This window comes from Ruegeria sp. BHSA162 (genome assembly GCF_059613385.1).
The window spans coordinates 17,568-40,873 of the sequence record NZ_JBXWSK010000028.1 but is presented as its reverse complement, the minus strand read 5'-3'; the positions used below and the strand labels follow the sequence as shown (position 1 = coordinate 40,873).

Sequence of the window (23,306 nt, the reverse complement as noted above, 5' to 3'; positions counted from 1 at the left end):
CAAGACGCCGGGAAAGGCAGATGGGAACAGCGTGATCACCTTGGCCTTCCACACGCCATGCAGGTCCGGCGTGGGCGTCAGCAGCTCACGCGGTTTCAGCGTGGGGCGAATGGCCTTGCGGCCATATGACTTTGCAGGTTTGTCCGTCATGTTTTCGTGGTCAGACTGTTTTGAGCGCGTTCGACGATGCGGGCTTTCTGTCGGACCAGCGCCGCCTCGTCCAGCCCCGATCGGTTCAACTCGAGCATTTCGGACAGCGCTTCTTGCGGCAATGCCGGGTTTGACCGAGTGGGCTTGACCAGCAGGGCGGCCTTTTCGGGCGGCAGATCCAGGAACTCGGCAAAAGGTGTGCCGGGGCCAAAGCTATGCTCACGCAGGTCTTCCAGCCATTCGGTCTGCACTCGAACCGAGGGCAGCCGATCACGAACGGCGTCCGCAGTCTGCTGCAGTGAAGGGAGCTCTTCGAGCCTCTCGCGGAACGTGTCGAAATCCTGCACCAGCCGCGTGCGCTGAAGATCATGGGCCCAGAGACTGCGGATCCAACTGCCGCGCTGGCGCAGCGAGAGATATACGGTGATGTCCAGTTCCGACCCGACCAGCCGGTTGCGCAGCGTATCGACCAGGCAGGCGGCCAGATCAGGGGCTTCGGCGTATCCCACAACCAGATTGCGGCTGGGGCGAAGCCCCGAGAAGTTCTCCTCACTCAGGATCAGCCCGCGCTTTTCCCCGAAATCCAGCGTCGCCAGAAGTTCGCGCCAGCGATTGCCGAATTCGGACAGCGTACCGAATGTCCCATACAGCGAATGGCGCGTGGCGGCTTCGGATAACCCGGATTTGCGGGTGACATAGGGCAGAACCAATGCGTGGCGCGGCCAGATCAACGCTCGGTTCTCGAACAGAAAGGATTGCGCGGCAGTCGTGCCGGTTTTGTGAAGGCCCAGATGCAGCAAGATGCGCCGCGTCACAGCAGGCCCTCGGGAGGGTCGGCGACGATACGCCCGGCCTCAAGGTCAACCGTGGGTACGGCCGCTTTGGTGAATGGCAGAAATACAGTGGATTTCAGTCCCGGTCCGTGCAGTTCGAGCAGGTCGTCGGCGCCGTGGTTCTGCACCGATTTGACCCGCCCCAGCAGGGTTCCGCCGGTGTCATAGACCTCAAGCCCCAAAAGGTCGGCGTGATAGAATTCGTCATCCGGCAGCGATGGCAACTGCTCGCGCCGGGCATAAAGGCGCAGCCCCTTCAGGGCGTCCGCCTGTTCCTTGGTTTCGACCCCGCCCAGACGCGCGGCAAATCCGTTCTTGATCGCGCGGGTGATGATCAGCGGATAGCGCTGGGCACCACTCTCGTCGGTCAGAGGGGAGTAGGTCTCGATATCCTCGGGTACCGCGCAGTAGCTTTTCAGGCGGACCTCGCCGCGTACGCCGAAGGACCCGGCGATGCTGCCGACACAGATCAGATCAGTCATTGGGCATTTCCGTTGTCACGCATATTCCACTTTCCCAGACACCGATTTCGTCGCAGGCTTCGCGTTGATTGTTGCGCTCAAAGAACACGCCCACAATAAAGGCGATCAGCAGCAGGATGGGAAGGCGTATCAAACCAAACATGCCACCCTACCGCGTTTCCACCGGCAGGCTGCCGCGGCGGCACTCCCAGCCATGGGTTTCCAGTTCGGGCGTGTCCGAGCTTTCCTCGGACCAGCCCACGCAGAAATAGCCGATCAGCCGCCAGCCCTCGGGCACCGACAGGTCGCGGGCCAGCCGGTCGGGATCGAGGATCGAGACCCAGCCCAGTCCCAGGCCATGCGCGCGCAGCGTCAGCCAGAACAAAGTGACGGCCGAGACCACCGAATAGCGGCGCATCTCTGGCATGGTGCCTGCGCCCAGCCCCTGGCCCTTGTCGGTGGCGTCATCGCAGAACACCGCCAGCTGAACCGGCGCCTCTTGCATGCCCGACAGTTTCAGCTGGCTGTACAACTGCGCTCGGTCACCGGAGTAGCCCGCCAGCGCCGCGTCATTTGCCGCCTTGAAGTTCTCCAGCGCCGCGGTCCGGGCCGCAGTGCTTTCGACGCGGATCACGCGCCACGGTTCGCTCAGCCCCACCGAAGGGGCCAGCTGAAACGCATCGAGGCAGCGCGTCAGCACTGCCTCGTCCACCGCGTCTGTGCGGAACCGGCGCACATCGCGCCGGAGCCGCATCAACAGATCGAACTGCGTGCGGAAATCTTCGGTGAAAGCCTGATCCTGCACGCGCCCGCCTGTTTACTCTTCTGCAGCAGCAGCTTCTTCTTCGGCCGGAGCGGCAGCAGCCTCTGCGGCTTCAGCAGCCTTGGCGGCTTTCTCTTCGGCGCGCTCCTGGGCTTTCTTGCCCGGGGTGCCCTTCTGAGGGTTGTTGCGCTCGGCTTTTTCCTTGGCGCCTGCGGCTTCCAGCATGCGGGCGATCCGGTCGGTCGGCTGCGCGCCCTGGTCCAGCCAGTACTGGATGCGCTCCATGTTCATCTTCACGCGCTCTTCGCTGTCTTTCGGCAGCAGCGGGTTGTAGGTGCCCAGCTTCTCGATGAAGCGGCCGTCACGCGGCATGCGGCTGTCCGCTGCAACGATGCGGTAGAAGGGGCGCTTTTTCGAGCCGCCACGGGCCAGACGAATTTTCATTGCCATTGTGGTATCTCCTTTGGATGGCGTTGGCCGGAGTGTTCCGGCTATTTCTGGTGTTTGTTGAACCTCGGGTTCACTTCTGGTGTTTCTTGTGGTGTCGGATGACTTCCTGAATGATGAAATTCAGGAAAGCCTTGGCAAAATCGGGGTCCAGATCCGCCTCTTTCGCCAGGTCTTCAAGCCGTGCGATCTGCGCGGCCTCGCGCGAGGGATCGGACGGGGGAAGTTCGTGTTCGGCCTTGAGCTTGCCAACGGCCTGCGTGTGCTTGAACCGCTCGGCCAGCGTATAGACCAGAATCGCGTCCAGCCGGTCGATGCTTTCGCGGTGGTCTTTCAGCAAGGCCGCGGCCCGCGTCACGGGATTGTTCATTGGCCGGTCCTTTCGGTGGTCAGATCGGTCGTTGACGTGTCGAGTTTCGGGTGCCGCCAGATCTGTGCGGACTTGCCCAGCACTTCGCCCTCACGCTCGTAGGTCGCGCCGAGACGCTGTGCCAGAGCGCGCGAGCGGTCATTGGCGTGGGCGATGTAGCTGATGACGCCGTTCAGCCCCTGATGGCGCGCCGCATGGTCGCGGGCGGCCTGCGCGGCCTCGAAGCCCAGGCCCTTGCCCTCGACCTGCTCCATGAGGGTCCAGCCCAGCTCGGGTTCGTCCCAGCCCGGCACATAGATCATGCCGGTCCAGCCCACGAAAGTACCGCTGGCCTTTTCGGTCAGGTGCCACAGGCCATAGCCACGCAGCGCCCAATGGCCCAGACGGTTGGCCAGTCCGTTCCAGCAGCCCGCCGCATCCTTGGGGCCGCCCACCATGTGGCTGCGCTCGGTCGCGTAGAAGGCCGTCATGGCCGGCAGGTCGTCCGGATGCGGCGCCCGCAGGATCAGGCGCTCGGTCTCAAGGGTTGGGATGGCGAAGGTCGTCATGCGTAGGCCTCCATCCCGCCATCGCCGTCGCCGGGCAGATGACGATAGACCAGAACCGACTCGTCGAACCCGGCCTCGGCCTGCAGGTCGCGCTGGGCGCCCAGGCGCTCGGCCACGCGGGCCGAGGCTGCGTTGTCGGGGTCCACATAGCTGACCAGTGACGGCAGAGCCTGCGACCCCAGCGCAAAGTCGCGGGCGGCTTCGGCCGCCTCGGTTGCAATGCCACGCCTTTCGGCGGCTTCGGTCAGCAGATAGCCCAGCTCGTGTTCGCGGTCGCCGAATTCCATGCCAATCGACACGAAACCCAGAACCTGACCGCCCGCGCGGTCCTCGATGGCCCACATTCCCGCGCCGCGCAGCAGCCAGCCCGCGACGTATTGCGAGAAATCCAGCCAGGCCGCCTGCCGGTTAAACGGGCCGTCCATGTGTTTGGCACGGTCCGACATCAGGATGTCGGCATAGGTGTCGAAATCCCCGATCCGCGGCGCGCGCAGCACCAGCCGCGCGGTCTCCAGCCGCGGCAAGTCCGCAGCCAGCCGCGCCGACAGCGCGGCAGCGGGGCCGGTGGCCGGAGCCTCCCAGGGATATGCGACGGGCGCGGTCACTTACTTCTTCTTTCCGAATCCGCTCAGGCCGGGGGGCAGGGCCATGCCGCCGCCCATGCCGGTCATGCCGCCGGGCATCTTGCCGCCCATCGCCTTGGCCGCGGCTTCCAGCGCCTTGGGGTCCATGCCCGCGGCCATTTCTTCGGGCGAGGGGCCGCCTTTGCCGAACATGCCTTTCATGGCCTGTTTCAGCATCTTGCCTTTGCCCATCTTGCCCATCTTCTTCATCATGTCCGACATCTGCCGGTGCATCTTGAGCAGCTTGTTGATGTCGCTGACTTCCATGCCCGACCCGGCCGCGATGCGTTTCTTGCGGCTGGCCTGCAGCAACGCGGGGTTGGCGCGTTCTTTCTTGGTCATCGACTGGATCATGGCGATCTGCTGGCGCAGGATCCGGTCGTCCAGCCCGGCCTGATCCATCTGCTTGGCCATCTTGCCCATGCCCGGCATCATGCCCATCATGCCCTGCATGCCGCCCATCTGGATCATCTGTTCCAGCTGCATCTTCAGGTCGTTCATGTTGAACTGACCCTTCATCATGCGCTTCATCATACGCTCGGTCTGCTCGAGCTCCATGGTCTCCTGGGCTTTTTCGACCAGTGAGACGATGTCGCCCATGCCCAGGATCCGGCCCGCGATGCGGTCGGGCTCGAAGGTTTCCAGCGCATCCATCTTCTCGCCCAGACCGACGAAGCGGATGGGCTTGCCGGTCACTGCGCGCATCGACAGCGCCGCGCCGCCGCGGCCGTCACCGTCCATCCGGGTCAGGACCACGCCCGAGATGCCGACCTTGGCATCGAACTCCTCGGCCACTTCGACGGCGACCTGACCGGTCAGGCCGTCAACCACCAGCAGGGTCTCGCGCGGGTCGACCACGTTGCGGACCTGCTCGACCTCGTCCATCAGGACCTCGTCGATGTGCAGACGGCCCGCGGTATCCAGCATGTAGACGTCATAGCCGCCCAGCGTGGCCTGCTGTTTGGCGCGCTTGGCGATGTCCACCGGTTTCTGGCCCGGCACGATCGGCAGGGTGTCCACCCCGATCTGGGAGCCCAGCACCGCCAGCTGGTCCATCGCCGCCGGGCGGTAAACGTCCAGCGAGGCCATCAGGACCTTCTTGCCCTCTTTTTCTTTCAGGCGCTTGGCGAGCTTGCCGGTGGTCGTCGTCTTACCCGAGCCCTGCAGGCCGACCATCAGGATCGGCGCGGGCGGGTTGTCGATCTTCAGCTTGCCGGGGTCTTCCTCGCCGCGCAGGGTATCGACCAGCGCGTCGTGCACGATCTTGACGACCTGCTGGCCCGGCGTGATTGACTTGGTCACCGCCTGGCCGGTCGCCTGTTCCTGCACCTTCTTGACGAACGCACGCGCCACGGGCAGCGATACGTCGGCCTCAAGCAGCGCCACGCGGACCTCGCGCAGGGCGGTCTTGACGTCTTCCTCGGACAGGGCGCCCTGTTTGGTCAGCCGGTCAAAGACGCCAGAGAGGCGTTCGGATAGATTTTCAAACATGCCTTCGGCCTCCTTCGCCGGTTGTCGGTTGGCGCCCCATAGATAGGGGCGGACGGGTCAATGCACAAACGCCCCCACGGGCGAAACTCGCTGGTGGGGGGCGATCCCTGAACGACTCAAGGGACCGGAAGAACAGACGCTTCCGGATGTTGCGTTGGCGTTTAGGCCCATTGGCTGCCTGAGTCAACCATCCGCGCCCGCCGGGTTGCATCGTGCGGCCCCGTCGGCCATCACTGGCGCGATATTCGGGAGAAGACCATGGACGCCTCATCCGCCTTTCAGGACTCATTGCCGCTCAGTTCGGACGCCTTGCTGGCGCAGTTGGACGATTGGGGGCTGCCCTATCGTCTGCACAGCCACGTCCCGCTGCGGACGGTCGAAGAGTCGAAGGCGGTCGAAGATCAGTTCATGGTGCCGGGCGAAAACGCGTTGCGGCTCAAGAACCTGTATCTGCGCGACAAGAAAAAGCGGAACTACCTGGTGACGCTGGAACAGAGCCGCGAGATCGACCTCAAGGCGCTGGGCGCCGAACTGGGTGTAGGCAACCTGTCCTTCGGGTCGGCGGATCGGCTGATGCAGAACCTTGGCATCCGTCCCGGCGCGGTCAGCCCGCTGGCCATGATAAACGGCGTTGGCAACGGTGTACGGTTCTTCATGGACCACGCGGCGCAGCGCGCGGACGTGATCTATATGCATCCATTGGTCAACGACCGGACGGTGGCCATGGCGCGCGAAGACCTGATGGCCTTCTTCGACCGGATCGGGTGCGAGGTCACCTGGCTGCCGTGATCATTCGCTCAGCGCCTCTTTCAACGCGGCGGCGACATGGGCGGCCGAGGGATTGACGAACAGGTGCCCGTCGGCCTCAAAAACCGGGTCATCAAGATGTTGGGGAAAGGCCAGCGGCAATTCCGTGCAGGCCAGCAGGATCGCGGTTCCGGGGGCGGCGTGCCGATTGCAGAATGCCAGCAGACGGCCGCGGGCATTGGCCGAGGCACCGCCGTAGAACTCGGTGTCGATCATGGCCTGCATTTCCGCGATCTGGTCCTCGGGAAGTCGGTCATTGGCTGTGATGTCTTCAGCCGCCAGCCGTTCCGCATAGTGGCGCGCTTGCATCGTGACCGAGGTTCCCAGCACCAGCGCGCTTTTGGCACCAGTCGTTTTGGTGGCCACGGCAGTTGCATCAAAGATACTCAGGATCGGCATGGTCACGCCCTGCCGGATCGCATGCAAACGGGCGTGAGGTGTGTTCGAGGCAATGATGCCGAAATCACATCCCGCCTGCTCAAGCGTCAGCAGTGCATCGCGGAAAACGGCATCGAACGCGGCCCAGCTTGCTTCGTCGCCGGCGGTTCCGCGCAGCGCGCGGGTTTTGGCCTGGGTGACGGACTCGATGGTCATCGGAGGAACAGGCAGCGGTGATCCGTGCCCACGGTCTGCAAAATGGCGCCCGGCGCCCTCGGCGATGGCGCGGTAGTAGTCTATTGTCGACGCCCAGCCGACCCCGCCCAGAATTCCGATCTTCTTCATGACAACCGTCCAATCTGCCGATCCCGCTCGGGGACAGATTGGACGGTTTGACCGGGGATGGCCAGTGGCCGGATCAGGCGGCCAGTTCGGCCACGGCTTTCTGGGCGTTGCTCAGAGTTGCTTCTGGGTCCAGCGCCATGCGGTCAGCGGCCACCACATCCACGTCATGGATGCCGATGAAGCCCAGAACATGGCGGGCGTATCCGGTTGCAAAGTCGATCTCGGACCCCACTGCGGTACCGCCTGAAGCGATGGCGAGGATGGCGCGCTTGCCCTCCAGCAGGCCTTTGGGGCCATTCTCGGTATACGAGAACGTCAGGCCTGCACGGGCGACCAGATCGATCCAGGCCTTGAAGGCGGCCGGGACCGAGAAATTGTAGATCGGCAACCCGATCACCACCGTGTCGGCCTGCTGCAGTTCCTTGACCAACTCGTCCGACAGGGCCAGCAGGTCGCGCTGGGTGGCATCGCGTTGATCGGCGGGGGTGAAATTGGCGGTGATCCAGTCCTCGGTCAGCAGGGGCAGGGGTGTGGCCAGGTCGCGGCGGATGATGCGGCTGGCGCCCAGGTGTTGGACGATGCGGGCCGACAGGTCGCGGGTGGCCGAGCCGGTGCGGCGGGCCGAGGCGTCGATATGCAGGATGGTCTTTGTCATGGCGTGGCTCCTTCTCAGGGTTCGGATTTTGCGTCTGAGCCCAATATGAGTATTGCGTGAGCGAACGAAACTGGGATAAATCAACAGGCATTGTTGGAAATTGCACAGAATTGGTTTTGTCATGGACAATTGGGACGAGGTCCGCACCGCCTATCAGGTTGCGCGCATGGGCACGGTCAGCGGCGCGGCCGAGGTTCTGGGGGTGCACCATGCCACGGTGATCCGCCATATTGACGCGATCGAGGCGCGGTTGAAGGTCAAGCTGTTCCAGCGCCACGCGCGCGGCTATACCCCGACCGAGGCGGGCGAGGATCTGCTGCGCGTGGCCCAAGCCACCGAGGATCAGTTCAACCAGCTGGTCGGGCGGCTGAAGGGGCGCGGAGACGATGTTTCGGGCGAGCTGGTGGTGACCTCGCTGGCCTCGCTGGCGCCGCTGGTGGTACCCACCCTGACCGCGTTCCAGCAGGACCATCCCGACCTGATCGTGCGCTATCTGACCGGCGACCGCCTGTTCCGCCTGGAATATGGCGAGGCGCATGTGGCGATCCGCGCCGGTGCGGCCCCCGACCAGCCGGACAACGTGGTGCAGCCCTTCATGACGCAAGAGGTGGGGCTTTATGCCAGTCAGGACTACATCGCGCGGCGCGGCCTGCCCGCGGGCGTCGAGGATTTCCCCAACCACGCCTTCGTCGGGGCGGATGATGAAAACAGCCGCGCGCCCTTTTCACGCTGGCTGCGCGCCAATGGTCCGGCCGAGGCGATCACCTTCCGTTGTTCCAACAACTTCACCGTGGCCGAGGCGGTACTGGCCGGGGCGGGGATCGGCTTCATGGCCCGGTGGGAGGCCGCCCGCCATCCGCAGCTGCAGGAAGTGATGGAGCCGCTGCCGGAATGGGCCGGCAATCTGTGGCTGGTAACCCATGTGGATCTGCACCGCACCAACAAGGTGCAGACCTTTCTCAAATTCCTCAAGGAGCAGGCCAAGGACTGGCTGCCATGAACCCGCAGGCGCGTGGCCACTTGGCCATGCTGGTGTTCTCGGCGCTGGTGGCGGGCAGTTTCTCGCTGGGTTCGATGATTGCCAACGAGATCGCGCCGGCGGCGTTGAACGCCGCGCGGTTTGCGATTGCCGGCGTGGTGATCGGCATCGCGGCGCTGATGACGACCGGTTTGCCGCGCAGCGCGGCGCGCGCGCCGTGGCGCTATCTGGTGCTGGGCGGGCTGTTCTCGGCCTATTTCGTGCTGATGTTCTACGGGCTGAAAACCGCGCCGCCAGTCAGCGCGGCGGCGGTGTTCACCTTGACGCCGATCCTGTCGGCGGTGGCGGGGTGGGTGTTGCTGCGCCAGATCACCACCCCGCACATGGCCCTCGCGCTGAGCGTGGGCGCGGTTGGCGCGCTGTGGGTGGTGTTCCGCGCCGATTGGCTGGCCTTTCGCGCCTTTGAGATCGGGCGGGGCGAGATCATCTATTTCTGGGGCTGTGTGGCCCATGCGATCTATACGCCCATGGTGCGAAAGCTGAACCGGGGCGAGCCGCCGGTCGTGTTCACCTTCGGCACGCTGGTGGCCGGGTGCGCTGTGCTGACGGTGTTCGGCTGGTCCGACATCCGCGCGACCGACTGGGCCAACCTGCCGGCGATCGTCTGGATCGGCCTGTTCTACGTCGCCATCTGCGCCAGCGCGGCCACCTTCGTTCTGTTGCAGTACGCCACGCTGCTGCTGCCATCGGCCAAGGTCATGGCCTATACCTACCTGACGCCCAGCTGGGTGATCATCTGGCAGATCGCGCTGGGCCAGCCGGCGCCGGGCCCGTTGGTCCTGGTGGGAATAGGGCTGACGATCCTTGCCCTCGTGCTGCTGCTGAAAGGGGATGACCTAGGGATGGCTCGGCAACAAACCGCGCCGGACTGACCTTTGCCAAAGCGCCCGTTCGTGGCAGGGTGAGGCAAACTCCGAAAGGACCGGAACATGCACAGATTGATTGCCTCGGCCACGCTAATGTTGGTTTTTGGATGTACGCAGGACACCGCCGACAATTCAACCCTTCAAGCCAGCTGCGAGGCATTGGTGGCTGCTGAGGCAAACCGGAGCCCCGCGGATGTCCAGGCTCTGTCGACAACTGCCGAACCGGCGGGAACCGTCACACAGGTCGCAGTGGCCGGCGCTCAGGCCCCGTGGCTGTGCCGCGCCGATCCCAGCGGCGTGGTCACAGGGGTCGAGTACAGCCAGCAAGGCTGATCCTCTTGGGTTGAGCCACATCAAGGGCCGGTTGTGTCAAACCCGCTAAGCTGTCGGCGTGAAAGGAGGGACTGATGTTCAAACACATAATGTTTCCCGTCGATCTGCATCTGCCACCCGAAGTGCGCAAGGCGGCCGAGGTTGCGGCACAAGTCGCCCGGTGGCAGGGGGCGCGGATAACCATCGTCAGCGTGACAAGCAATCAGCCCGGCGACCCCACGCAAACCGAATCCGCGATCAAGGACCATCTGTCCGATCTGGCGGACGAGTTGTCCCAAGCCAGTGGAGCGCAAGTTGATTTCCGCAACATTCATTCGGTGGATGTGGCGGTCGAAGTGGATGGTGACCTGGCCCGCACCGCTGAAGAGATCGGTGCCGACCTGATCGTGGTGGGCACCCATGCGCCGCGGATTACCGACTTTATACTGTCCAGTCATGCCGGATATCTGGCCAAACATGCCAGCATGTCGGTCTTCGTAGTGCGCTAGACCTCGTCCCCCGCGGAAAGCTGGTTTTCCAGGAACCGCTCGAACGCGTCCAGATTCACGGGTTCGAACTGCCCGAACCCTTGCATCCAGACCGAGGCCGCGCGCAACGCGTCGGGTTCCAGCTTGCACCATTTCACCCGGCCGCGCTTTTCCTGGCTGATCAGCCCGGCCCGGGTCAGGATCGTCAAGTGTTTTGAGATCGCCGCCAGTGACATCTCGAACGGCTCGGCCACGTCGGTGACGGCCATGTCATCCTCGAGCAGCATCGCCAGAATGGCGCGCCGCGTGGGGTCGGCCAGGGCCGCAAAGACGGTATCGAGGTCATCGGACATGATCCCGCTGAACCACAGCCGGAAAGTTTGGTCAACCATTTGGTTGAATATGCGAATTCCGGTGCTTCCAGCGGAATGGATTGCCAGTGACCCGACCGGCAGACAACGTGCTCCCTTAATATACATTAGAAAACAAAGGTTTAAGCTGCGTCAATTGGAGCCATCAACAGCGTTGACTCTGCGCGCGAGGCCGCATAGCAACTGCGCCAAGACTGTGCGAGGGAAACGCCCGTGACCGATGACGACCCAAAGCAGCGCCTGACGCAGCTTGAGGCCAAGATCGACGCGGCAAAAAAGGCCAAAGCGCCGAAACCTCGTGCGGACGCTGACATATCCGGGGGCGAACTGGCCTGGCGGATGGTCATCGAGATGGTTTCCGGTCTGGGGATCGGATTTGGCATCGGGTACGGGCTGGACAGCCTGTTCGGGACGATCCCGATCTTCCTGGTGCTGTTCACATTGCTGGGCCTTGTCGCGGGCGTGAAGGTCATGCTCCGCAGCGCGCAAGAAGCTCAAGAGAAACAAGCGGCCTCGACACAGGCCGAGAAGGACGAGAGGGACTGAACGTGGCGACCGAGACCACCGCAGCAGAAGGCAGCAGCCTGGTTTTCCATCCGATGGACCAGTTCATCGTCAAGCCGCTTTTCGGCGGTGAGATGGCTTGGTACACGCCCACCAACGTGACCCTGTGGCTGTTCTTCGCGGTTCTGGCCATCATCGGCCTGCTGGTGCTGAGCACCTCGAAGCGCGCAATCGTCCCGACCCGCATGCAGTCGATCGCCGAGCTCGCCTACGGCTTCATCTACAAGATGCTGGAAGACATCTGTGGCAAGGAAGGCGTCAAATACTTCCCCTATGTCATGACCCTGTTCATGTTCATCGTCACCGCGAACTTCCTCGGCCTGATCCCGACCTCGTTTACCACGACATCGCATTTCGCGGTCACCATTCCGCTGGCGCTGGCCGTGTTTCTGACCGTGACCGTTCTGGGCTTTGTCAAGAACGGTGCTGGGTTCCTCAGCCTGTTCTGGGTGTCCAGCGCGCCGCTGGCGCTGCGCCCGATCCTGGCGATCATCGAGCTGATCTCGTACTTCGTGCGCCCGGTCAGCCACTCCATTCGTCTTGCAGGTAACGTCATGGCCGGCCACGCTGTGATCAAGGTTTTCGCCGGCTTCGCCGCGGTCGCCGTGATCTCGCCCGTATCGGTTCTGGCGATCACCGCAATGTACGGCCTCGAGGTCCTGGTGGCCTTCATCCAGGCCTACGTATTCACCATTCTGACCTGTGTTTACCTGAAGGACGCTCTGCATCCGCATCACTGATCAGGGGCGACCCTGAGCACAGGAACGATAACCCAAAATCGAAACTTCCAATTCGTAAGGAGATACATCATGGAAGGCGATCTCGCACACATCGGCGCAGGCCTGGCAGCAATCGGTTCCGGCGCGGCCGCAATCGGGGTGGGCAACGTGGCCGGCAACTTCCTGGCCGGCGCTCTGCGCAACCCTTCGGCGGCTGCTTCGCAGACCGCAACCCTGTTCATCGGTATCGCATTCGCAGAAGCCCTGGGGATCTTCGCATTCCTGGTCTCGCTGCTGCTGATGTTCGCCGTATAATCTGCGGAACCTGATCCTTACGCGCAGGTGGGCCCAAGCCATAGCGGCCCACCTGTTGTAAAGACAACGTTCCGACGGAGGACATCATGGCGACAGAACCCATAGCTGCAGAAGCAGTCGGCAAATGCGTCGATTCCCATGGCTCGGCCATCGGGATGCCGCAGCTCTGCTTCGATTGGTTCCCCAACCAGATCTTCTGGCTGGTCATTACGCTGGTCGTCATCTTTCTGGTCCTGTCCCGCGTGGCCCTGCCGCGCATCGCGGCGATCCTGGCCGAGCGTCAGGGGACCATTACAAATGACCTGGCTGCGGCCGAAGACCTGAAGGCCAAGGCGGTCGAGGCCGAAGAGGCCTACAACAAGGCGCTGGCCGATGCCCGTGCCGAGGCTCAGCGGATCGCAGCCGAAGCGCGCGCCGAAATCCAGGCGGATCTGGATGACGCGATTGCCAAGGCAGATGCGGAAATCGCGGCCAAGGCGGCAGAATCGGAGAAGGCAATTGCCGAAATCCGTGCCGGAGCGCTGGAAAGCATTCAACAGGTTGCCAACGATACGGCGGCCGAACTGGTGACTGCGCTGGGCGGCGAGGCGGATGCCAAAGCCATCAGCAGTGCCGTCAGCGCACAGATGAAAGGATAAGTGACATGCGGAATACACTTGCTCTTATCCTGACCGCAGGTTTCGCCAGCCCGGCGCTGGCCGCAAGCGGCCCGTTCTTCTCGCTGGCGAACACCGACTTCGTCGTGACGCTGGGCTTCATCGTCTTCATCGCGGTCCTGTTCTATTTCAAGGTTCCGTCGATGATCGGCGGGGCGCTGGACAACCGCGCCGAAGGCATCAAGGCCGAGCTGGACGAGGCCCGTGCCCTGCATGAAGAAGCGCGCAGCCTGCTGGCCTCATACGAGCGCAAGCAGCGCGAAGTGCAGACTCAGGCCGAAGCCATCGTGGCCGCGGCGAAGGAAGATTCGGTTCTGGCTGCCGAACAGGCAAAGGCGGATCTGGAGAAATCCATCGCGCGTCGTCTGGCTGCCGCACAGGATCAAATCGCATCGGCCGAGGCCTCGGCGGTGAAGGAAGTGCGTGACCAGGCTGTGACTGCGGCCGTTGCGGCGGCCAAGTCCGTGCTGGCCAAGCAGATGACTGCGGCGCAAGCCAACAAGCTGATTGACTCGGCGATCTCCGAGGTCGGTGACAAGCTGCACTGAGCTGTTCGGCGTGAGCCAATCTCAATTTCCAAAACCCGAAGGCTACCTGCTTTCGGGTTTTTTGCTTGTAGCCCGTGTCATTGTCTGTTGATTCAGGGCAGTCAGCTTGTGGCGTTTCGGTGAGGTACGATGACATCCGGACATACCAAGATTGTTGATCCCGCCCCTGTGTGCGTGTTCGCGTTCAACCGACCCGAACACACGCGGCGGACGTTGGATGCCCTGGCCCAATCGCCCTTGGCCGCGTCGACATCCTTGACCGTATTCATCGACGGCCCCCGCAATGATGCCGAGAAGCCGATTGTCGACGCTGTTGCGCAGGTCGCCGAAACGCAGCAGGGCTTCGCCAGTATCGAGCTGCGTCGACGTGACCAAAATGCAGGGCTGGCGGTCTCGATCGAGGAGGGTGTTTCGCAGATGATGGCCGAGCATGGCCGCGCGATCATTCTCGAGGATGATATACTCACGTCGCCAGCCTTTCTTCATTATATGAACCTTGCCCTAGAGCACTACAGGGATACTCCGGATGTGTGGCACATAGCCGGGTACAATGAGGATATTCCGCAGAACAGAGGCTCGAACCATGCGAGTCTGTGGCGGTTCATGAGTTGCTGGGGCTGGGCGACGTGGGCTGATAGATGGACCCATTACTCGCGCGATCCGGACGAGTTGCCCCGTGTGTTTTCGGATGAAGACATCCACCGTTTCAACCTGGACGGAGCAAATGACTTCTGGGCTCAGGTTCTTGCCAATGAGAGTGGGGAACTGAAGACTTGGGCCGTGTTCTGGTACGCCACGATCTTCCGCAATGGGGGGCTGTGTTTATCCCCCCATTTCTCCTACGTCGAAAACATCGGATTTGACGGCTCTGGCAGTCATGGCGTGGTCAACAGCTCGTATGGCCGAGCGGGTCTGAACACCTCGATCGATCCGATATGGCCGGCCACGACTGTTGAAGACGCCGCGGCGCTGGGGCAGTTGAAGGACTATTATACCCGTAGGCCGCCGTTGCACCGGCGTCTTGCCCGCAAGCTGGGAAAACTTACCCGCAAGCTGTTTGGGTAATGAACCGATAGACAGTCAGGTCTCGTCGAAAACCAGTCGTGAAAGCGCTTTCTCATCGTCAAGGCTGAGAAATCTGTCGTTGGCCCCCCAGTGGCAATGGGTGATTTCACCGACCAGCAGGGTTTTGCCGTCGATGTAGAAGTCGATCCGCACAAAGTCGAATGGCGCCGAGAGCTTTTCCGCGACCTCCAGCATTTCCTGCAGAACGAGAGGGCGGTCAACGTTAGGTTTGTCTATCCCGTACGGGGACAGCTCGATCGGAAGGAGCGACCAATTGGTGTCGTAGAGCTGACGATAGAAGGCCACGTTGCGGTCGTTGACGTAAAGGATACAGCGAGCCTTGCCCTTCCAGCAAAAGACTTTGAAGTCGTGCACGTCATGTCCCTGAAACAGAAGAGGCTCAACGATCAGTTTCCCGGTCAGGTCGCGATAGTTCCGTTCCCGCGCAGCATAGTAGTAGTTGCTGGTAAGCTGTTCTGCCAACGCGGCCCGGTCCGGCTGCGCCCCGCCTTGCAGGATCGTCACGCCGCCGCAACCGTGCGTTGGCTTTATGACGCAGTCTTCGGGAAAGTCGAATTTGTCGATATCTTCCTTGTTGCGCAGCACGGCAATCGTGGGGACGTTGTATTTCGCTCCTGCACGTTCTGCGATGAATTCCTTTGCCAGTTCCTTGTCTGTTGTTTTTAACCGCAAGGGCGACACGATTTCCGTCCCTGACTTGATGCGGTAGAGCACATCGTTGAAAAGCATGCGCTTGCCGGGCCACCGGTCGTGCTGCGTGAAGAAATGGTGCCAGTAGAACCACCTGTCGCCTCTGTCCGAATAGGGAAGCCTTTTGGCGATCGGACGGGCGATAGCCATGTACAGTTTGCGGCGGATGAGTTTCAGAAACGAGAGCATGTATCCAGTGACTTTGGCGCCTTAAGGGTTGTGTCTGCTATGCGGCACAGTAGACAGTGTTGCAAGTGTTCCCGCTGAATTCGCACAAATACGGCGTTGTCGGTTGGATCAATCCAGATTTGGGGCATCAATTCAGGCGCAAGAGTTGGAACGCGTAAATCACATCAGTTTCAGTAGTTCTGAGGGGGGCGCGGCGATTGCGGCGCACAGGCTGCATATGGCCCTAAACGCCAGCGGCGTGAATTCGATCATGACCGTTGCGCGAGGTCAGGAAGGGCCGGGCATCACGACGTTCAAGCCGGCCAAGGGTCTGGGACGAATGATCCAACGGGAAATAGCGCGCAGTATCCGGCGCCGGCATGAAGCGGATTTCTCGGGTTTGATTTCGCTAGGTCAGGTCCGTTCGGGTTTGGCGCAGTACCTGAACAAACAGCCCTCGCAAATTCTGAACCTGCACTGGGTCAATTCGGATCTGATGTCGATCCGCGAGATCGGAAACCTGTCTCATCCGGTTGTATGGACCATGCATGACATGTGGCCGTTATGTGGGGTGGAGCATTACTCTGAGGGCGATGCCTGGAAAAACGGTTACGCGACCCAGCAGGATAGCCGAGCGAGCAGGCTGAACCGCCGTGTTTGGAAAACAAAACAGCGGTTTTGGACGCGGCCGTTCCATCTTGTTGCACCCAGCCGCTGGCTGGCGGATTGCGCCCGGCAAAGCGCCTTGACACAGGACTGGCCCGTCTCTGTCATTCCCAACGCAATCGACACCGACGTCTGGCGCCCCACCGACCGAGACGCGGCCAGAGACCGATTGGGTCTGCCACGCGATTCTGCTGTCATCGGTTTTGGGGCCATGGGGGGCGACAGCGATCCGCGCAAAGGATTTCGGCACCTCAAGGAAGCTTTGTCGATTCTGAAACAGGAAAGATCTGATATCCGCGTTCTGATATTCGGCGCGGATGCGCATGAGGTAGATCTGCCCTTTCCGGCTCATTTCACTGGACAACATTCAGTGCCCGAGGAACTGCGGTCTGTTTACGCGTGCGCGGACGTTTTTGCGTTGCCGTCCCGACAAGACAACCTGCCCAACACCGGCGTCGAGGCGCTTTCTTGCGGTATTCCGATCGTCGGGTTCAAGATCGGCGGATTGCCCGATCTGGTCCCGAACCCCGGGTGCGGGCGGCTGGCCGAGCCGTTTGATGCGCGGGGCTTGGCGGATTGCCTAAAGGGGGTGATCGATGATCAGCGTTCCTGCCAGGTTCAAGGGCAGAAGCGCGACGGGAATGCCGCGCGCAAACATGCCCTGCAGAGCTACGCGATGCCAATCGTGGCCGAGCAGTACAGGCGCCTTTATGAAACACTGGGGTTGAAGGCGCAGTGAGAGGCGGAGGACCTCAACCGTCCGTGTTGCCAACCTCATGTTCCAGCCGCTGCCGCGCGATCAGTTCGTTGCGCCGGGATTTCTGCTGGTCCTGCATGCAGCGTTCGACGAAGCTCAGGTGCTGTTCCACCGCCTGCCGGGCGGCCTCGGGGTCGCGGGCCTGAAGGGCTGTGTTGATCGCCCTGTGCTGGTTCAGGATTGCATCTCGCGTAGTGCGCTGGTGGAACATGATCTGGCGGTTGTAGAACACGCCCTGCCGCAGCAGATCGAACATCGACCGCATCATGTGCAGCATCACCACGTTGTGGCTGGCTTCGATGATGGCCATGTGGAACTGCGCGTCCAGATGGGCCTCGTCATCGGCCGCGTTGCGGGCATGGGCGGCCTCCATCTTGTCGAAAATAGCCTGGATCACCTTCAGGTCGCTGTCCGAGCCCAGACGCGCGGCGCGTTCGGCCGCCAGCCCTTCCATGTCGCGCCGGAACGACAGGTAATCGAACACGGCTTCGTCATGGCTGCTGAACAGACGGATCAGCGCCGGAGAAAAGGCCGAGCCCAGAACCTCGGCCACATAGATGCCTGACCCAGCCTTGGCGGTCAGCAGGCCCTGATCCTGCAGTTGCGAGATCGCCTCGCGCAGCGACGGGCGCGACACGCCCAGCCGGTCGGCCAGCTCGCGCTCGGACGGCAGGCGTTCGCCGGGGCGCAGGATCCCGCGCAGGATCAGCAACTCGATCTGTTTGACGACGGCCAAGGACAGTTTCTCGGTCTGGACTTTCTGAAAGGGCATCGGATCATCGCTGAAAATTGGTCAAATCATATGACCACACATGCCCGGCCCGCGCAAGAACGGGCCGCGATCACATTGGCTGAAACACTAGGTCAGTATTATTGACTTTAAGCGCAGAGGTCATAGCGTCAGTCCGACCCAGCGGAGGAGGCTCGGCCCATGCACCAGTTATTTGCAACGCGCGCCGCGCGCATGAAGGCATCCGAAATCCGAGAGCTGCTGAAACTGCTGGACCAACCCGGCATCATTTCCTTTGCCGGCGGAATCCCCGACCCGGCGCTTTTTCCGGCCGAGGCCTTTGCCCAGGCATTCCAACAGGCGCTTGGGGCTGGCAGCGGCGCACAGGCGCTGCAGTATTCCGTGTCCGAAGGGTATATGCCGCTGCGGGAATGGATCGCCGGCCACATGCGCCGGATCGGCATCGACTGCGGCCCCGATGACGTTCTGATCACCTCGGGCTCGCAGCAGGCGCTGGACTATCTAGGCAAGCTGTTTCTGTCTCCAGGCGACACGGCGCTGGTCGGATGGCCGACCTACCTAGGCGCCTTGGCGGCCTTCAACGCCTATGAGCCGCGCTTTGACCGGTTGCGCGCAGGCGGCAATGCAGGCGCGGCGCAATACCGGGCCGCGGCGGGGTCGGGGGCGGTCAAATACGCCTATCTGTCCCCCGACTTTGCCAACCCGACCGGCGAGACCGTCGATCTGCAAGGGCGCGAGGCCCTTCTGGATCTGGCCGAGGAGTTGGACTGCGCCCTGATCGAGGACGGCGCCTATCAGGCCCTTCGCTATGACGGGCAGGCGATACCGCCGATTCTGGCGCTGGAACTGGAGCGGAAGGGCGATCTGCAAGCCTGCCGGACGATCTATTGCGGCAGTTTTTCCAAGACCCTGTCGCCCGGGTTGCGGGTGGGGTGGGTCGTGGCGGCGCGGCCCGTCATCGCGCAGCTTGTGCTGATGAAACAAGCCGCCGACCTGCATTCGGCCACCATCAACCAGATGGCTGTTCACCAGGTGGCCCAAACCTGTTTCGACAGCCACATTCCGAAGGTACGCGCAACCTACCGCGCGCGTCGCGACGCGATGCTGGCGGCGCTGGATCGGCATATGCCCGAAGGCGTGCAATGGACCCGGCCCGACGGGGGCATGTTCATCTGGCTGACCCTGCCGCCCGGCTCGGATGGCGCGCAACTGCTGGCCCGCGCGCTTGAGACGGTCAAGGTCGCCTTTGTGCCCGGACAGGCCTTTCATCCCGACGGCAGCGGTGCCAACACGATCCGGCTGAGTTTCTCCAACTCGGACGAGGCCACGATTGCCGAGGGCATTGCCCGGTTGGGCACGGTCCTGCGCGTCTGAGCGCGGGAAAGCTTTCGTTAACCATTTTGCCGCAAAGCTGCGGCATGATCCGGTTCTTCGCCTTGCTGGTGCTGGCCGGCTGCTCGGCCGGCACGCCCCATTTCCGCGACCTGCCCGCAACCCGCGTGGCCGTGAATGGCAGCGTCTTCGACGTGCGCCTGCGCGGTGACCTGGCCGAGGCGGTCCGCGTCAACAGCCAATATGCCCCGCGGCTGGGGCCGATCCGGGATCGGGCCGCATTGGCCATGGCGCAGGTCTCGGGCTGTCCGGTCGCCGACGTGTTGGGCGATGCGGCGGTGACCGTGGGCATCCTCGCCTGCGACCGCAGGGCGTCGGACCGGCTGTTGCTGGCTGCGGTCACGCCGACCAACTATGAATGCATTGACTTCGGAACCTATGACAGCGGGTCGGACACCGGGTATCAGGTGTTCGAGTGTTCGCCTTATTGACTCCGCGCAATTCCGCCCAAATCAGCAAGATATTGTGGATAACTCGGCTCAATATCCCATATCCTGCGCAACTGCGTTGACTCGCGGGCCTTCCCTTGTCCAGACTTTCAAGGAACGGGAATCATGGAAATCGGCCTTTGCGCTTCACCAAACTCAAACTCACCGGCTTCAAAAGCTTCGTCGATCCGACCGATCTGATCATCGCGGACGGGTTGACCGGTGTGGTGGGGCCCAACGGCTGCGGCAAGTCCAACCTGCTCGAGGCGCTGCGCTGGGTGATGGGTGAAAACCGCCCCAAATCGATGCGCGGCGGTGCGATGGAGGACGTGATCTTTGCCGGTGCCGCCACCCGTCCGGCGCGCAACTTCGCCGAGGTCGTCCTGACCATGGACAACTCGGAACGTCTGGCCCCGGCCGGGTTCAATGACAGCGATCAGATCGAGATCGTGCGCCGCATCACCCGCGACGTGGGCAGCGCCTACAAGGCCAACGGCAAGGACGTGCGCGCCCGCGACGTGCAGATGCTGTTCGCCGATGCCTCGACCGGCGCGCATTCACCCGCGCTGGTGGGGCAGAACCGGATCGCCGAGCTGATCAACGCCAAACCGCGCGCCCGCCGCCGCATTCTGGAAGAGGCCGCCGGCATTTCGGGTCTGTACCAGCGGCGGCATGAGGCCGAACTGAAGCTCAAGGGCACCGAGGCCAACCTGACCCGCGTGGATGACGTGCTGGAACAGTTGGGCACCCAGTTGGCGCAGCTGGCGCGGCAGGCCCGTCAGGCCGCGCGGTATCGCGAAATCGGCGAGCAATTGCGCCAGGCCGAGGGTATGTTGCTGTATCGCCGCTGGAAAGAGGCCGACATGGCCCGCCAGCAGGCCGAAGAGCGTCTGCGCGACCGCACCACCGAAGCCGCCCGCGCCGAGGCCGAGGCACGCGCCGCCAGTGCGAAACGCGCCGAGATCGAAGAAACCCTGCCGCCGCTGCGCGAGGAGGAGGCCATCGCCGCCGCCGTCCTGCAGCGCCAGCAGGTGCAGCGCGATCAGCTGTCCGATCAGGAAACCCGCGCGCGCCAGACCATCGAAACCCTGACCGCCCGCATCCAGCAGCTGGGCCGCGACATCGAGCGTGAGACCGGTTTGAACCGCGACGCCGGCGAGATGATCGAACGGCTGGAATGGGAGGCCCGCGAACTGGCCAAGGCCGCCGGGGGCCATGACGACAAGCTGGCCGAAGCCGCCGAAATTGCCCGAGAGGCCGCCGCGGTTCTGCAGGAGCGTGAGGATCTGCTGGCGCAGGAGACCGAGGACACCGCTCGTCTGGTCGCGCGTCACCAATCGGCGCAGCGTCTGGTCGAGGACAGCCGCAAGACGCTGGCACGCTCCGAGGCCGAAGAGGAAAAAGCACGCGCGGCCGTTGCCGAGGCCCGCGCCGCGCTGACCCGCGCCGACGAAGCGTTCGAGGCCGCGCAAGCCGCCGAGGAAGAGGCGCGCGAGGCCGCCGAAGCCGCCGAAGAAGCGCTGGCCGCCGCCGACGAGCTGCGCGGTGAAACGCAGGCGCGCGAGGCCGAGGCCCGCGCCCAACGCTCCGAGGCCGAGGGCGAGTTGGGCGCGATTCGGGCCGAGACCACCGCGCTGGCCAAGCTGGTCGAGCGCGACACCGCCGAGGGCGGGCAGGTGCTGGACCTGCTGCGGGTCGAGCCAGGCTTTGAAAAGGCGCTGGGGGCCGCGCTGGCGGATGATCTCCGCGCCCCGCTTGTCGAAGGCGATGGGCCGTCGGGTTGGGTGCAGGTGCCGGGCTATGACGCCGATCAGCCTTTGCCGGACGGGGCCGAGCCGCTTGCGCTACACGTCTCGGGTCCGGACCGTCTCAGCCGCCGTATCGCGCAGATCGGCCTGATTGACGCCGATCAGGGCGCGCGGCTGCAACCCTTGCTGAAACCCGGCCAACGGTTGGTGTCGCGCTCGGGCGATCTGTGGCGCTGGGACGGGTTCCGCGCCTGGGCCGAGGATGCCCCCAGCGCCGCGGCGCTGCGGCTCGAGCAGCTCAACAAGCTTGAGGCGCTGAAACAGCAACTGGCGCTGGTCGAAGCACAGGCCGACGGCGCCCGCGCCGCGCACGAGGCCCTGTCGCGGCAACTGGCCGAGGTGACAGAGGCCGACCGTCGCGCCCGCGAGGCCCGCCGCGCCGCCGATCAGCGCATGGCCGAAGCGGCCCGCGCGCTCAGCCGGGCCGAGGCCGACCGCAACCTGGCGCAGGGCAAGCTGGAGAACCTGACGCTTGCGGTCGACCGCCACAAGCAGGATGCGATGGCGGCCCGCGCCCAGCTGCGCGAGGCCGAGGCCGCGCTGGCCGAGCTGGGCGATCTGGACACCGCCCGTGCCCGGGTCGAGGACATCAAGCAGACGGTCGAGGCCGCGCGGATCACCATGCTGACGCACCGTTCGACCCATGACGAGCTGCGCCGCGAGGGCGAGGCCCGCACCCGCCGCGCACAGGAGGTGGCCAAGGACCTGAGCGGCTGGAAACACCGTCTGGAAACAGCCGAGAAGCGCATCGCCGAATTGGCCGAGCGCAAAGCCAGTTCCGAGGAAGAGCTGACCGAAGCGATGGCCGCGCCCGCCGAGATCGCCGAGGCACGCGAAGAGCTGAACGAGATGATCGAGGCCGCCGAGGCCCGCCGCGCCGAAGCCGCCGACAAGCTGGCCCAGGCCGAAGCGCTGCAACGCGAGGCCGTGCTTGCCGAGCGCGAGGCCGAGCGCAAGGCCTCGGAGGCGCGCGAAGCCCGCGCCGCGGCTGAGGCGCGGTTCGAGGCGGCCAAGGAAAGTGTCGCCGCCGCTGCCGAGCGCATCGCCGAGGATCAGCAACTGACCCCGAACCAGTTGTTGAACCAATTGGACGTGAACCCTGACGACATGCCCGCCGCCGATGCCCTGGAAGCTGAGGTGAACCGCCACAAGCGCCAGCGCGACGCGATGGGTGCGGTGAACCTGCGGGCCGAGGAAGACGCCAAGGAGGTTCAGGAGGAGTTCGACACGCTCAACAGCGAGAAATCAGATCTGGAAGAGGCGATCAAGGCGCTGCGCAGCGGCATCGCCAGCCTCAACCGTGAGGGCCGCGAGCGCCTGCTGACTGCATTCGAACAGGTCAACGCGAACTTCGCCATGCTGTTCAAGCATCTGTTCGGTGGCGGCGAGGCCAACCTGGTGATGGTCGAGAGCGACGACCCGCTGGATGCGGGGCTCGAGATCATGTGCCAGCCGCCGGGCAAGAAGCTGTCGACCCTCAGCCTGTTGTCGGGCGGGGAACAAACCCTGACTGCCACCGCGCTGATCTTCGGCGTGTTCCTGGCCAACCCCGCGCCGATCTGCGTGCTGGACGAGGTTGATGCGCCGCTGGACGATGCCAACGTGACCCGGTTCTGCGATCTGCTGGACGAGATGTGCCGCCAGACCGACACGCGGTTCCTGATCATCACCCACCACGCGGTGACCATGGCGCGGATGGACCGTCTGTTCGGCGTGACCATGCAGGAACAGGGCGTCAGCCAACTGGTCTCGGTCGATCTGAAGAAGGCCGAGCAGATGGTCGCCTGACCGCTCACTGCAACGTTATTCCG

Annotated in this window: 29 protein-coding genes and 1 pseudogene; 15 read left to right on the top strand and 15 right to left on the bottom strand. The window is 63.4% G+C overall.

Features of this window, described 5'->3' with window-relative positions:
- From AC2FM5_RS10340 to ffh, 10 genes and pseudogenes are all read right to left on the bottom strand, one after another.
- A pseudogene (locus AC2FM5_RS10340) lies at positions 1 to 150 on the bottom strand (tRNA (guanosine(37)-N1)-methyltransferase TrmD); the annotation flags it as partial.
- The gene (locus AC2FM5_RS10335; protein WP_496735408.1) at positions 147 to 965 is read right to left on the bottom strand and encodes a hypothetical protein; all 819 of its coding nucleotides are present in this window, start codon (positions 963 to 965) and stop codon (positions 147 to 149) included. The gene AC2FM5_RS10335 and the pseudogene AC2FM5_RS10340, both read right to left, overlap by 4 nt.
- On the bottom strand, positions 962 to 1,465 hold the full coding sequence (gene rimM / locus AC2FM5_RS10330; protein WP_093965189.1) for a ribosome maturation factor RimM: 504 nt from the start codon (positions 1,463 to 1,465) through the stop codon (positions 962 to 964). Before rimM ends, AC2FM5_RS10335 begins: the two co-directional genes overlap by 4 nt.
- Positions 1,458 to 1,607: a hypothetical protein gene (locus tag AC2FM5_RS10325; RefSeq protein WP_170372674.1), complete on the bottom strand. Its 150-nt coding sequence runs from the start codon at positions 1,605 to 1,607 to the stop codon at positions 1,458 to 1,460. Before AC2FM5_RS10325 ends, rimM begins: the two co-directional genes overlap by 8 nt.
- A gap of 6 nt (positions 1,608 to 1,613) precedes the next feature.
- Positions 1,614 to 2,249 (bottom strand): 5,6-dimethylbenzimidazole synthase, encoded by a 636-nt coding sequence (bluB, locus tag AC2FM5_RS10320; RefSeq protein WP_496735405.1) that lies wholly within the window; start codon positions 2,247 to 2,249, stop codon positions 1,614 to 1,616.
- 12 nt (positions 2,250 to 2,261) lie between these two features.
- A complete protein-coding gene (rpsP, locus tag AC2FM5_RS10315; RefSeq protein WP_093965193.1) occupies positions 2,262 to 2,657 on the bottom strand; it encodes a 30S ribosomal protein S16 in 396 nt (131 codons plus the stop codon).
- 70 nt (positions 2,658 to 2,727) lie between these two features.
- The gene (locus AC2FM5_RS10310) at positions 2,728 to 3,024 is read right to left on the bottom strand and encodes a chorismate mutase (protein WP_170342735.1); all 297 of its coding nucleotides are present in this window, start codon (positions 3,022 to 3,024) and stop codon (positions 2,728 to 2,730) included.
- Positions 3,021 to 3,572 carry a GNAT family N-acetyltransferase gene (locus tag AC2FM5_RS10305; RefSeq protein WP_170372678.1) on the bottom strand — a complete coding sequence of 184 codons (552 nt, stop codon included), beginning with the start codon at positions 3,570 to 3,572 and terminating at the stop codon, positions 3,021 to 3,023. The genes AC2FM5_RS10310 and AC2FM5_RS10305 overlap by 4 nt, the downstream gene beginning before the upstream one ends.
- A complete protein-coding gene (locus AC2FM5_RS10300) occupies positions 3,569 to 4,177 on the bottom strand; it encodes a GNAT family N-acetyltransferase (RefSeq protein ID WP_170373301.1) in 609 nt (202 codons plus the stop codon). Before AC2FM5_RS10300 ends, AC2FM5_RS10305 begins: the two co-directional genes overlap by 4 nt.
- Entirely contained in the window at positions 4,178 to 5,686 is a 1,509-nt protein-coding gene (gene ffh, locus AC2FM5_RS10295) for a signal recognition particle protein (RefSeq protein ID WP_496735402.1), read from the bottom strand.
- A gap of 258 nt (positions 5,687 to 5,944) precedes the next feature.
- Here ffh and AC2FM5_RS10290 point away from each other — a divergent pair, with 258 nt between their 5' ends.
- Positions 5,945 to 6,475 carry a prolyl-tRNA synthetase associated domain-containing protein gene (locus tag AC2FM5_RS10290; RefSeq protein WP_170434872.1) on the top strand — a complete coding sequence of 177 codons (531 nt, stop codon included), beginning with the start codon at positions 5,945 to 5,947 and terminating at the stop codon, positions 6,473 to 6,475.
- Here the strand turns inward: AC2FM5_RS10290 and AC2FM5_RS10285 are convergent, their stop codons facing one another.
- Together AC2FM5_RS10285 and AC2FM5_RS10280 are read right to left on the bottom strand one after the other, a co-directional pair.
- Positions 6,476 to 7,216, bottom strand: coding sequence for an aspartate/glutamate racemase family protein (locus AC2FM5_RS10285; protein ID WP_496735400.1), 741 nt, complete (start codon positions 7,214 to 7,216; stop codon positions 6,476 to 6,478).
- A 73-nt stretch (positions 7,217 to 7,289) separates the two neighbouring features.
- On the bottom strand, positions 7,290 to 7,871 hold the full coding sequence (locus AC2FM5_RS10280; RefSeq protein WP_170366227.1) for an FMN-dependent NADH-azoreductase: 582 nt from the start codon (positions 7,869 to 7,871) through the stop codon (positions 7,290 to 7,292).
- Positions 7,872 to 7,992: 121 nt separating this feature from the next.
- Between AC2FM5_RS10280 and AC2FM5_RS10275 the strand changes: the two genes are divergently transcribed.
- From AC2FM5_RS10275 to AC2FM5_RS10260, 4 genes are all read left to right on the top strand, one after another.
- Positions 7,993 to 8,871 carry a LysR family transcriptional regulator gene (locus AC2FM5_RS10275; RefSeq protein ID WP_496735398.1) on the top strand — a complete coding sequence of 293 codons (879 nt, stop codon included), beginning with the start codon at positions 7,993 to 7,995 and terminating at the stop codon, positions 8,869 to 8,871.
- Positions 8,868 to 9,782, top strand: a complete 915-nt coding sequence (locus AC2FM5_RS10270; RefSeq protein ID WP_496735396.1) for a DMT family transporter — start codon at positions 8,868 to 8,870, stop codon at positions 9,780 to 9,782. The genes AC2FM5_RS10275 and AC2FM5_RS10270 overlap by 4 nt, the downstream gene beginning before the upstream one ends.
- Positions 9,783 to 9,839: 57 nt before the next feature.
- Positions 9,840 to 10,109: a hypothetical protein gene (locus AC2FM5_RS10265; protein WP_141138530.1), complete on the top strand. Its 270-nt coding sequence runs from the start codon at positions 9,840 to 9,842 to the stop codon at positions 10,107 to 10,109.
- 74 nt (positions 10,110 to 10,183) lie between these two features.
- Complete coding sequence (locus AC2FM5_RS10260; RefSeq protein ID WP_170361483.1) at positions 10,184 to 10,597, top strand: universal stress protein; 414 nt, start codon at positions 10,184 to 10,186, stop codon at positions 10,595 to 10,597.
- On the opposite strand, the gene AC2FM5_RS10255 is transcribed toward AC2FM5_RS10260, so the two are convergent.
- Positions 10,594 to 10,929 carry an ArsR/SmtB family transcription factor gene (locus AC2FM5_RS10255; RefSeq protein WP_170361571.1) on the bottom strand — a complete coding sequence of 112 codons (336 nt, stop codon included), beginning with the start codon at positions 10,927 to 10,929 and terminating at the stop codon, positions 10,594 to 10,596. The two genes, AC2FM5_RS10260 and AC2FM5_RS10255, sit on opposite strands and share 4 nt — an antisense overlap.
- Before the next feature lie 231 nt (positions 10,930 to 11,160).
- On the opposite strand from AC2FM5_RS10255, the gene AC2FM5_RS10250 reads away from it, so the two are divergent.
- The 6 genes from AC2FM5_RS10250 (at position 11,161) to AC2FM5_RS10225 (ending at position 14,814) form a co-directional block, all read left to right on the top strand.
- On the top strand, positions 11,161 to 11,493 hold the full coding sequence (locus tag AC2FM5_RS10250) for an AtpZ/AtpI family protein (RefSeq protein WP_093965213.1): 333 nt from the start codon (positions 11,161 to 11,163) through the stop codon (positions 11,491 to 11,493).
- Between the two features lie 2 nt (positions 11,494 to 11,495).
- Entirely contained in the window at positions 11,496 to 12,251 is a 756-nt protein-coding gene (locus tag AC2FM5_RS10245) for a F0F1 ATP synthase subunit A (RefSeq protein ID WP_093965215.1), read from the top strand.
- Between the two features lie 69 nt (positions 12,252 to 12,320).
- Positions 12,321 to 12,545: a F0F1 ATP synthase subunit C gene (locus AC2FM5_RS10240; protein ID WP_005981269.1), complete on the top strand. Its 225-nt coding sequence runs from the start codon at positions 12,321 to 12,323 to the stop codon at positions 12,543 to 12,545.
- An 86-nt stretch (positions 12,546 to 12,631) separates the two neighbouring features.
- Positions 12,632 to 13,183, top strand: coding sequence for a F0F1 ATP synthase subunit B' (locus AC2FM5_RS10235; RefSeq protein WP_170343394.1), 552 nt, complete (start codon positions 12,632 to 12,634; stop codon positions 13,181 to 13,183).
- Positions 13,184 to 13,188: 5 nt separating this feature from the next.
- The gene (locus tag AC2FM5_RS10230; RefSeq protein ID WP_093965218.1) at positions 13,189 to 13,749 is read left to right on the top strand and encodes a F0F1 ATP synthase subunit B; all 561 of its coding nucleotides are present in this window, start codon (positions 13,189 to 13,191) and stop codon (positions 13,747 to 13,749) included.
- 255 nt (positions 13,750 to 14,004) lie between these two features.
- Positions 14,005 to 14,814 (top strand): hypothetical protein, encoded by an 810-nt coding sequence (locus AC2FM5_RS10225; RefSeq protein WP_496735392.1) that lies wholly within the window; start codon positions 14,005 to 14,007, stop codon positions 14,812 to 14,814.
- Positions 14,815 to 14,829: 15 nt separating this feature from the next.
- Here the strand turns inward: AC2FM5_RS10225 and AC2FM5_RS10220 are convergent, their stop codons facing one another.
- Positions 14,830 to 15,675, bottom strand: a complete 846-nt coding sequence (locus tag AC2FM5_RS10220; RefSeq protein ID WP_496735390.1) for an ATP-grasp fold amidoligase family protein — start codon at positions 15,673 to 15,675, stop codon at positions 14,830 to 14,832.
- A 67-nt stretch (positions 15,676 to 15,742) separates the two neighbouring features.
- Between AC2FM5_RS10220 and AC2FM5_RS10215 the strand changes: the two genes are divergently transcribed.
- Positions 15,743 to 17,098, top strand: coding sequence for a glycosyltransferase (locus AC2FM5_RS10215; protein WP_496735388.1), 1,356 nt, complete (start codon positions 15,743 to 15,745; stop codon positions 17,096 to 17,098).
- 13 nt (positions 17,099 to 17,111) lie between these two features.
- Here AC2FM5_RS10215 and AC2FM5_RS10210 read toward each other — a convergent pair whose 3' ends face one another.
- On the bottom strand, positions 17,112 to 17,888 hold the full coding sequence (locus AC2FM5_RS10210; protein WP_496735386.1) for an FCD domain-containing protein: 777 nt from the start codon (positions 17,886 to 17,888) through the stop codon (positions 17,112 to 17,114).
- A gap of 159 nt (positions 17,889 to 18,047) precedes the next feature.
- On the opposite strand from AC2FM5_RS10210, the gene AC2FM5_RS10205 reads away from it, so the two are divergent.
- The 3 genes from AC2FM5_RS10205 (at position 18,048) to AC2FM5_RS10195 (ending at position 23,283) form a co-directional block, all read left to right on the top strand.
- A complete protein-coding gene (locus AC2FM5_RS10205; RefSeq protein WP_496735384.1) occupies positions 18,048 to 19,241 on the top strand; it encodes an aminotransferase-like domain-containing protein in 1,194 nt (397 codons plus the stop codon).
- 44 nt (positions 19,242 to 19,285) lie between these two features.
- Positions 19,286 to 19,690 carry a hypothetical protein gene (locus AC2FM5_RS10200; RefSeq protein ID WP_170434859.1) on the top strand — a complete coding sequence of 135 codons (405 nt, stop codon included), beginning with the start codon at positions 19,286 to 19,288 and terminating at the stop codon, positions 19,688 to 19,690.
- A gap of 137 nt (positions 19,691 to 19,827) precedes the next feature.
- Positions 19,828 to 23,283 carry a chromosome segregation SMC family protein gene (locus tag AC2FM5_RS10195; protein WP_480638281.1) on the top strand — a complete coding sequence of 1,152 codons (3,456 nt, stop codon included), beginning with the start codon at positions 19,828 to 19,830 and terminating at the stop codon, positions 23,281 to 23,283.
- Positions 23,284 to 23,306: the final 23 nt, after the last annotated feature.

What these genes read in the sequence shown, in the direction of transcription:
- rimM (WP_093965189.1), bottom strand. Translation starts at nt 1,465, where the DNA reads ATGACTGATCTGATCTGTGTCGGCAGCATCGCCGGGTCCTTCGGCGTA.
- AC2FM5_RS10325 (WP_170372674.1), bottom strand. Translation starts at nt 1,607, where the DNA reads ATGTTTGGTTTGATACGCCTTCCCATCCTGCTGCTGATCGCCTTTATT.
- rpsP (WP_093965193.1), bottom strand. Translation starts at nt 2,657, where the DNA reads ATGGCAATGAAAATTCGTCTGGCCCGTGGCGGCTCGAAAAAGCGCCCC.
- AC2FM5_RS10310 (WP_170342735.1), bottom strand. Translation starts at nt 3,024, where the DNA reads ATGAACAATCCCGTGACGCGGGCCGCGGCCTTGCTGAAAGACCACCGC.
- AC2FM5_RS10305 (WP_170372678.1), bottom strand. Translation starts at nt 3,572, where the DNA reads ATGACGACCTTCGCCATCCCAACCCTTGAGACCGAGCGCCTGATCCTG.
- ffh (WP_496735402.1), bottom strand. Translation starts at nt 5,686, where the DNA reads ATGTTTGAAAATCTATCCGAACGCCTCTCTGGCGTCTTTGACCGGCTG.
- AC2FM5_RS10290 (WP_170434872.1), top strand. Translation starts at nt 5,945, where the DNA reads ATGGACGCCTCATCCGCCTTTCAGGACTCATTGCCGCTCAGTTCGGAC.
- AC2FM5_RS10285 (WP_496735400.1), bottom strand. Translation starts at nt 7,216, where the DNA reads ATGAAGAAGATCGGAATTCTGGGCGGGGTCGGCTGGGCGTCGACAATA.
- AC2FM5_RS10280 (WP_170366227.1), bottom strand. Translation starts at nt 7,871, where the DNA reads ATGACAAAGACCATCCTGCATATCGACGCCTCGGCCCGCCGCACCGGC.
- AC2FM5_RS10275 (WP_496735398.1), top strand. Translation starts at nt 7,993, where the DNA reads ATGGACAATTGGGACGAGGTCCGCACCGCCTATCAGGTTGCGCGCATG.
- AC2FM5_RS10270 (WP_496735396.1), top strand. Translation starts at nt 8,868, where the DNA reads ATGAACCCGCAGGCGCGTGGCCACTTGGCCATGCTGGTGTTCTCGGCG.
- AC2FM5_RS10265 (WP_141138530.1), top strand. Translation starts at nt 9,840, where the DNA reads ATGCACAGATTGATTGCCTCGGCCACGCTAATGTTGGTTTTTGGATGT.
- AC2FM5_RS10260 (WP_170361483.1), top strand. Translation starts at nt 10,184, where the DNA reads ATGTTCAAACACATAATGTTTCCCGTCGATCTGCATCTGCCACCCGAA.
- AC2FM5_RS10255 (WP_170361571.1), bottom strand. Translation starts at nt 10,929, where the DNA reads ATGTCCGATGACCTCGATACCGTCTTTGCGGCCCTGGCCGACCCCACG.
- AC2FM5_RS10240 (WP_005981269.1), top strand. Translation starts at nt 12,321, where the DNA reads ATGGAAGGCGATCTCGCACACATCGGCGCAGGCCTGGCAGCAATCGGT.
- AC2FM5_RS10235 (WP_170343394.1), top strand. Translation starts at nt 12,632, where the DNA reads ATGGCGACAGAACCCATAGCTGCAGAAGCAGTCGGCAAATGCGTCGAT.
- AC2FM5_RS10230 (WP_093965218.1), top strand. Translation starts at nt 13,189, where the DNA reads ATGCGGAATACACTTGCTCTTATCCTGACCGCAGGTTTCGCCAGCCCG.
- AC2FM5_RS10220 (WP_496735390.1), bottom strand. Translation starts at nt 15,675, where the DNA reads ATGGCTATCGCCCGTCCGATCGCCAAAAGGCTTCCCTATTCGGACAGA.
- AC2FM5_RS10210 (WP_496735386.1), bottom strand. Translation starts at nt 17,888, where the DNA reads ATGCCCTTTCAGAAAGTCCAGACCGAGAAACTGTCCTTGGCCGTCGTC.
- AC2FM5_RS10205 (WP_496735384.1), top strand. Translation starts at nt 18,048, where the DNA reads ATGCACCAGTTATTTGCAACGCGCGCCGCGCGCATGAAGGCATCCGAA.
- AC2FM5_RS10200 (WP_170434859.1), top strand. Translation starts at nt 19,286, where the DNA reads ATGATCCGGTTCTTCGCCTTGCTGGTGCTGGCCGGCTGCTCGGCCGGC.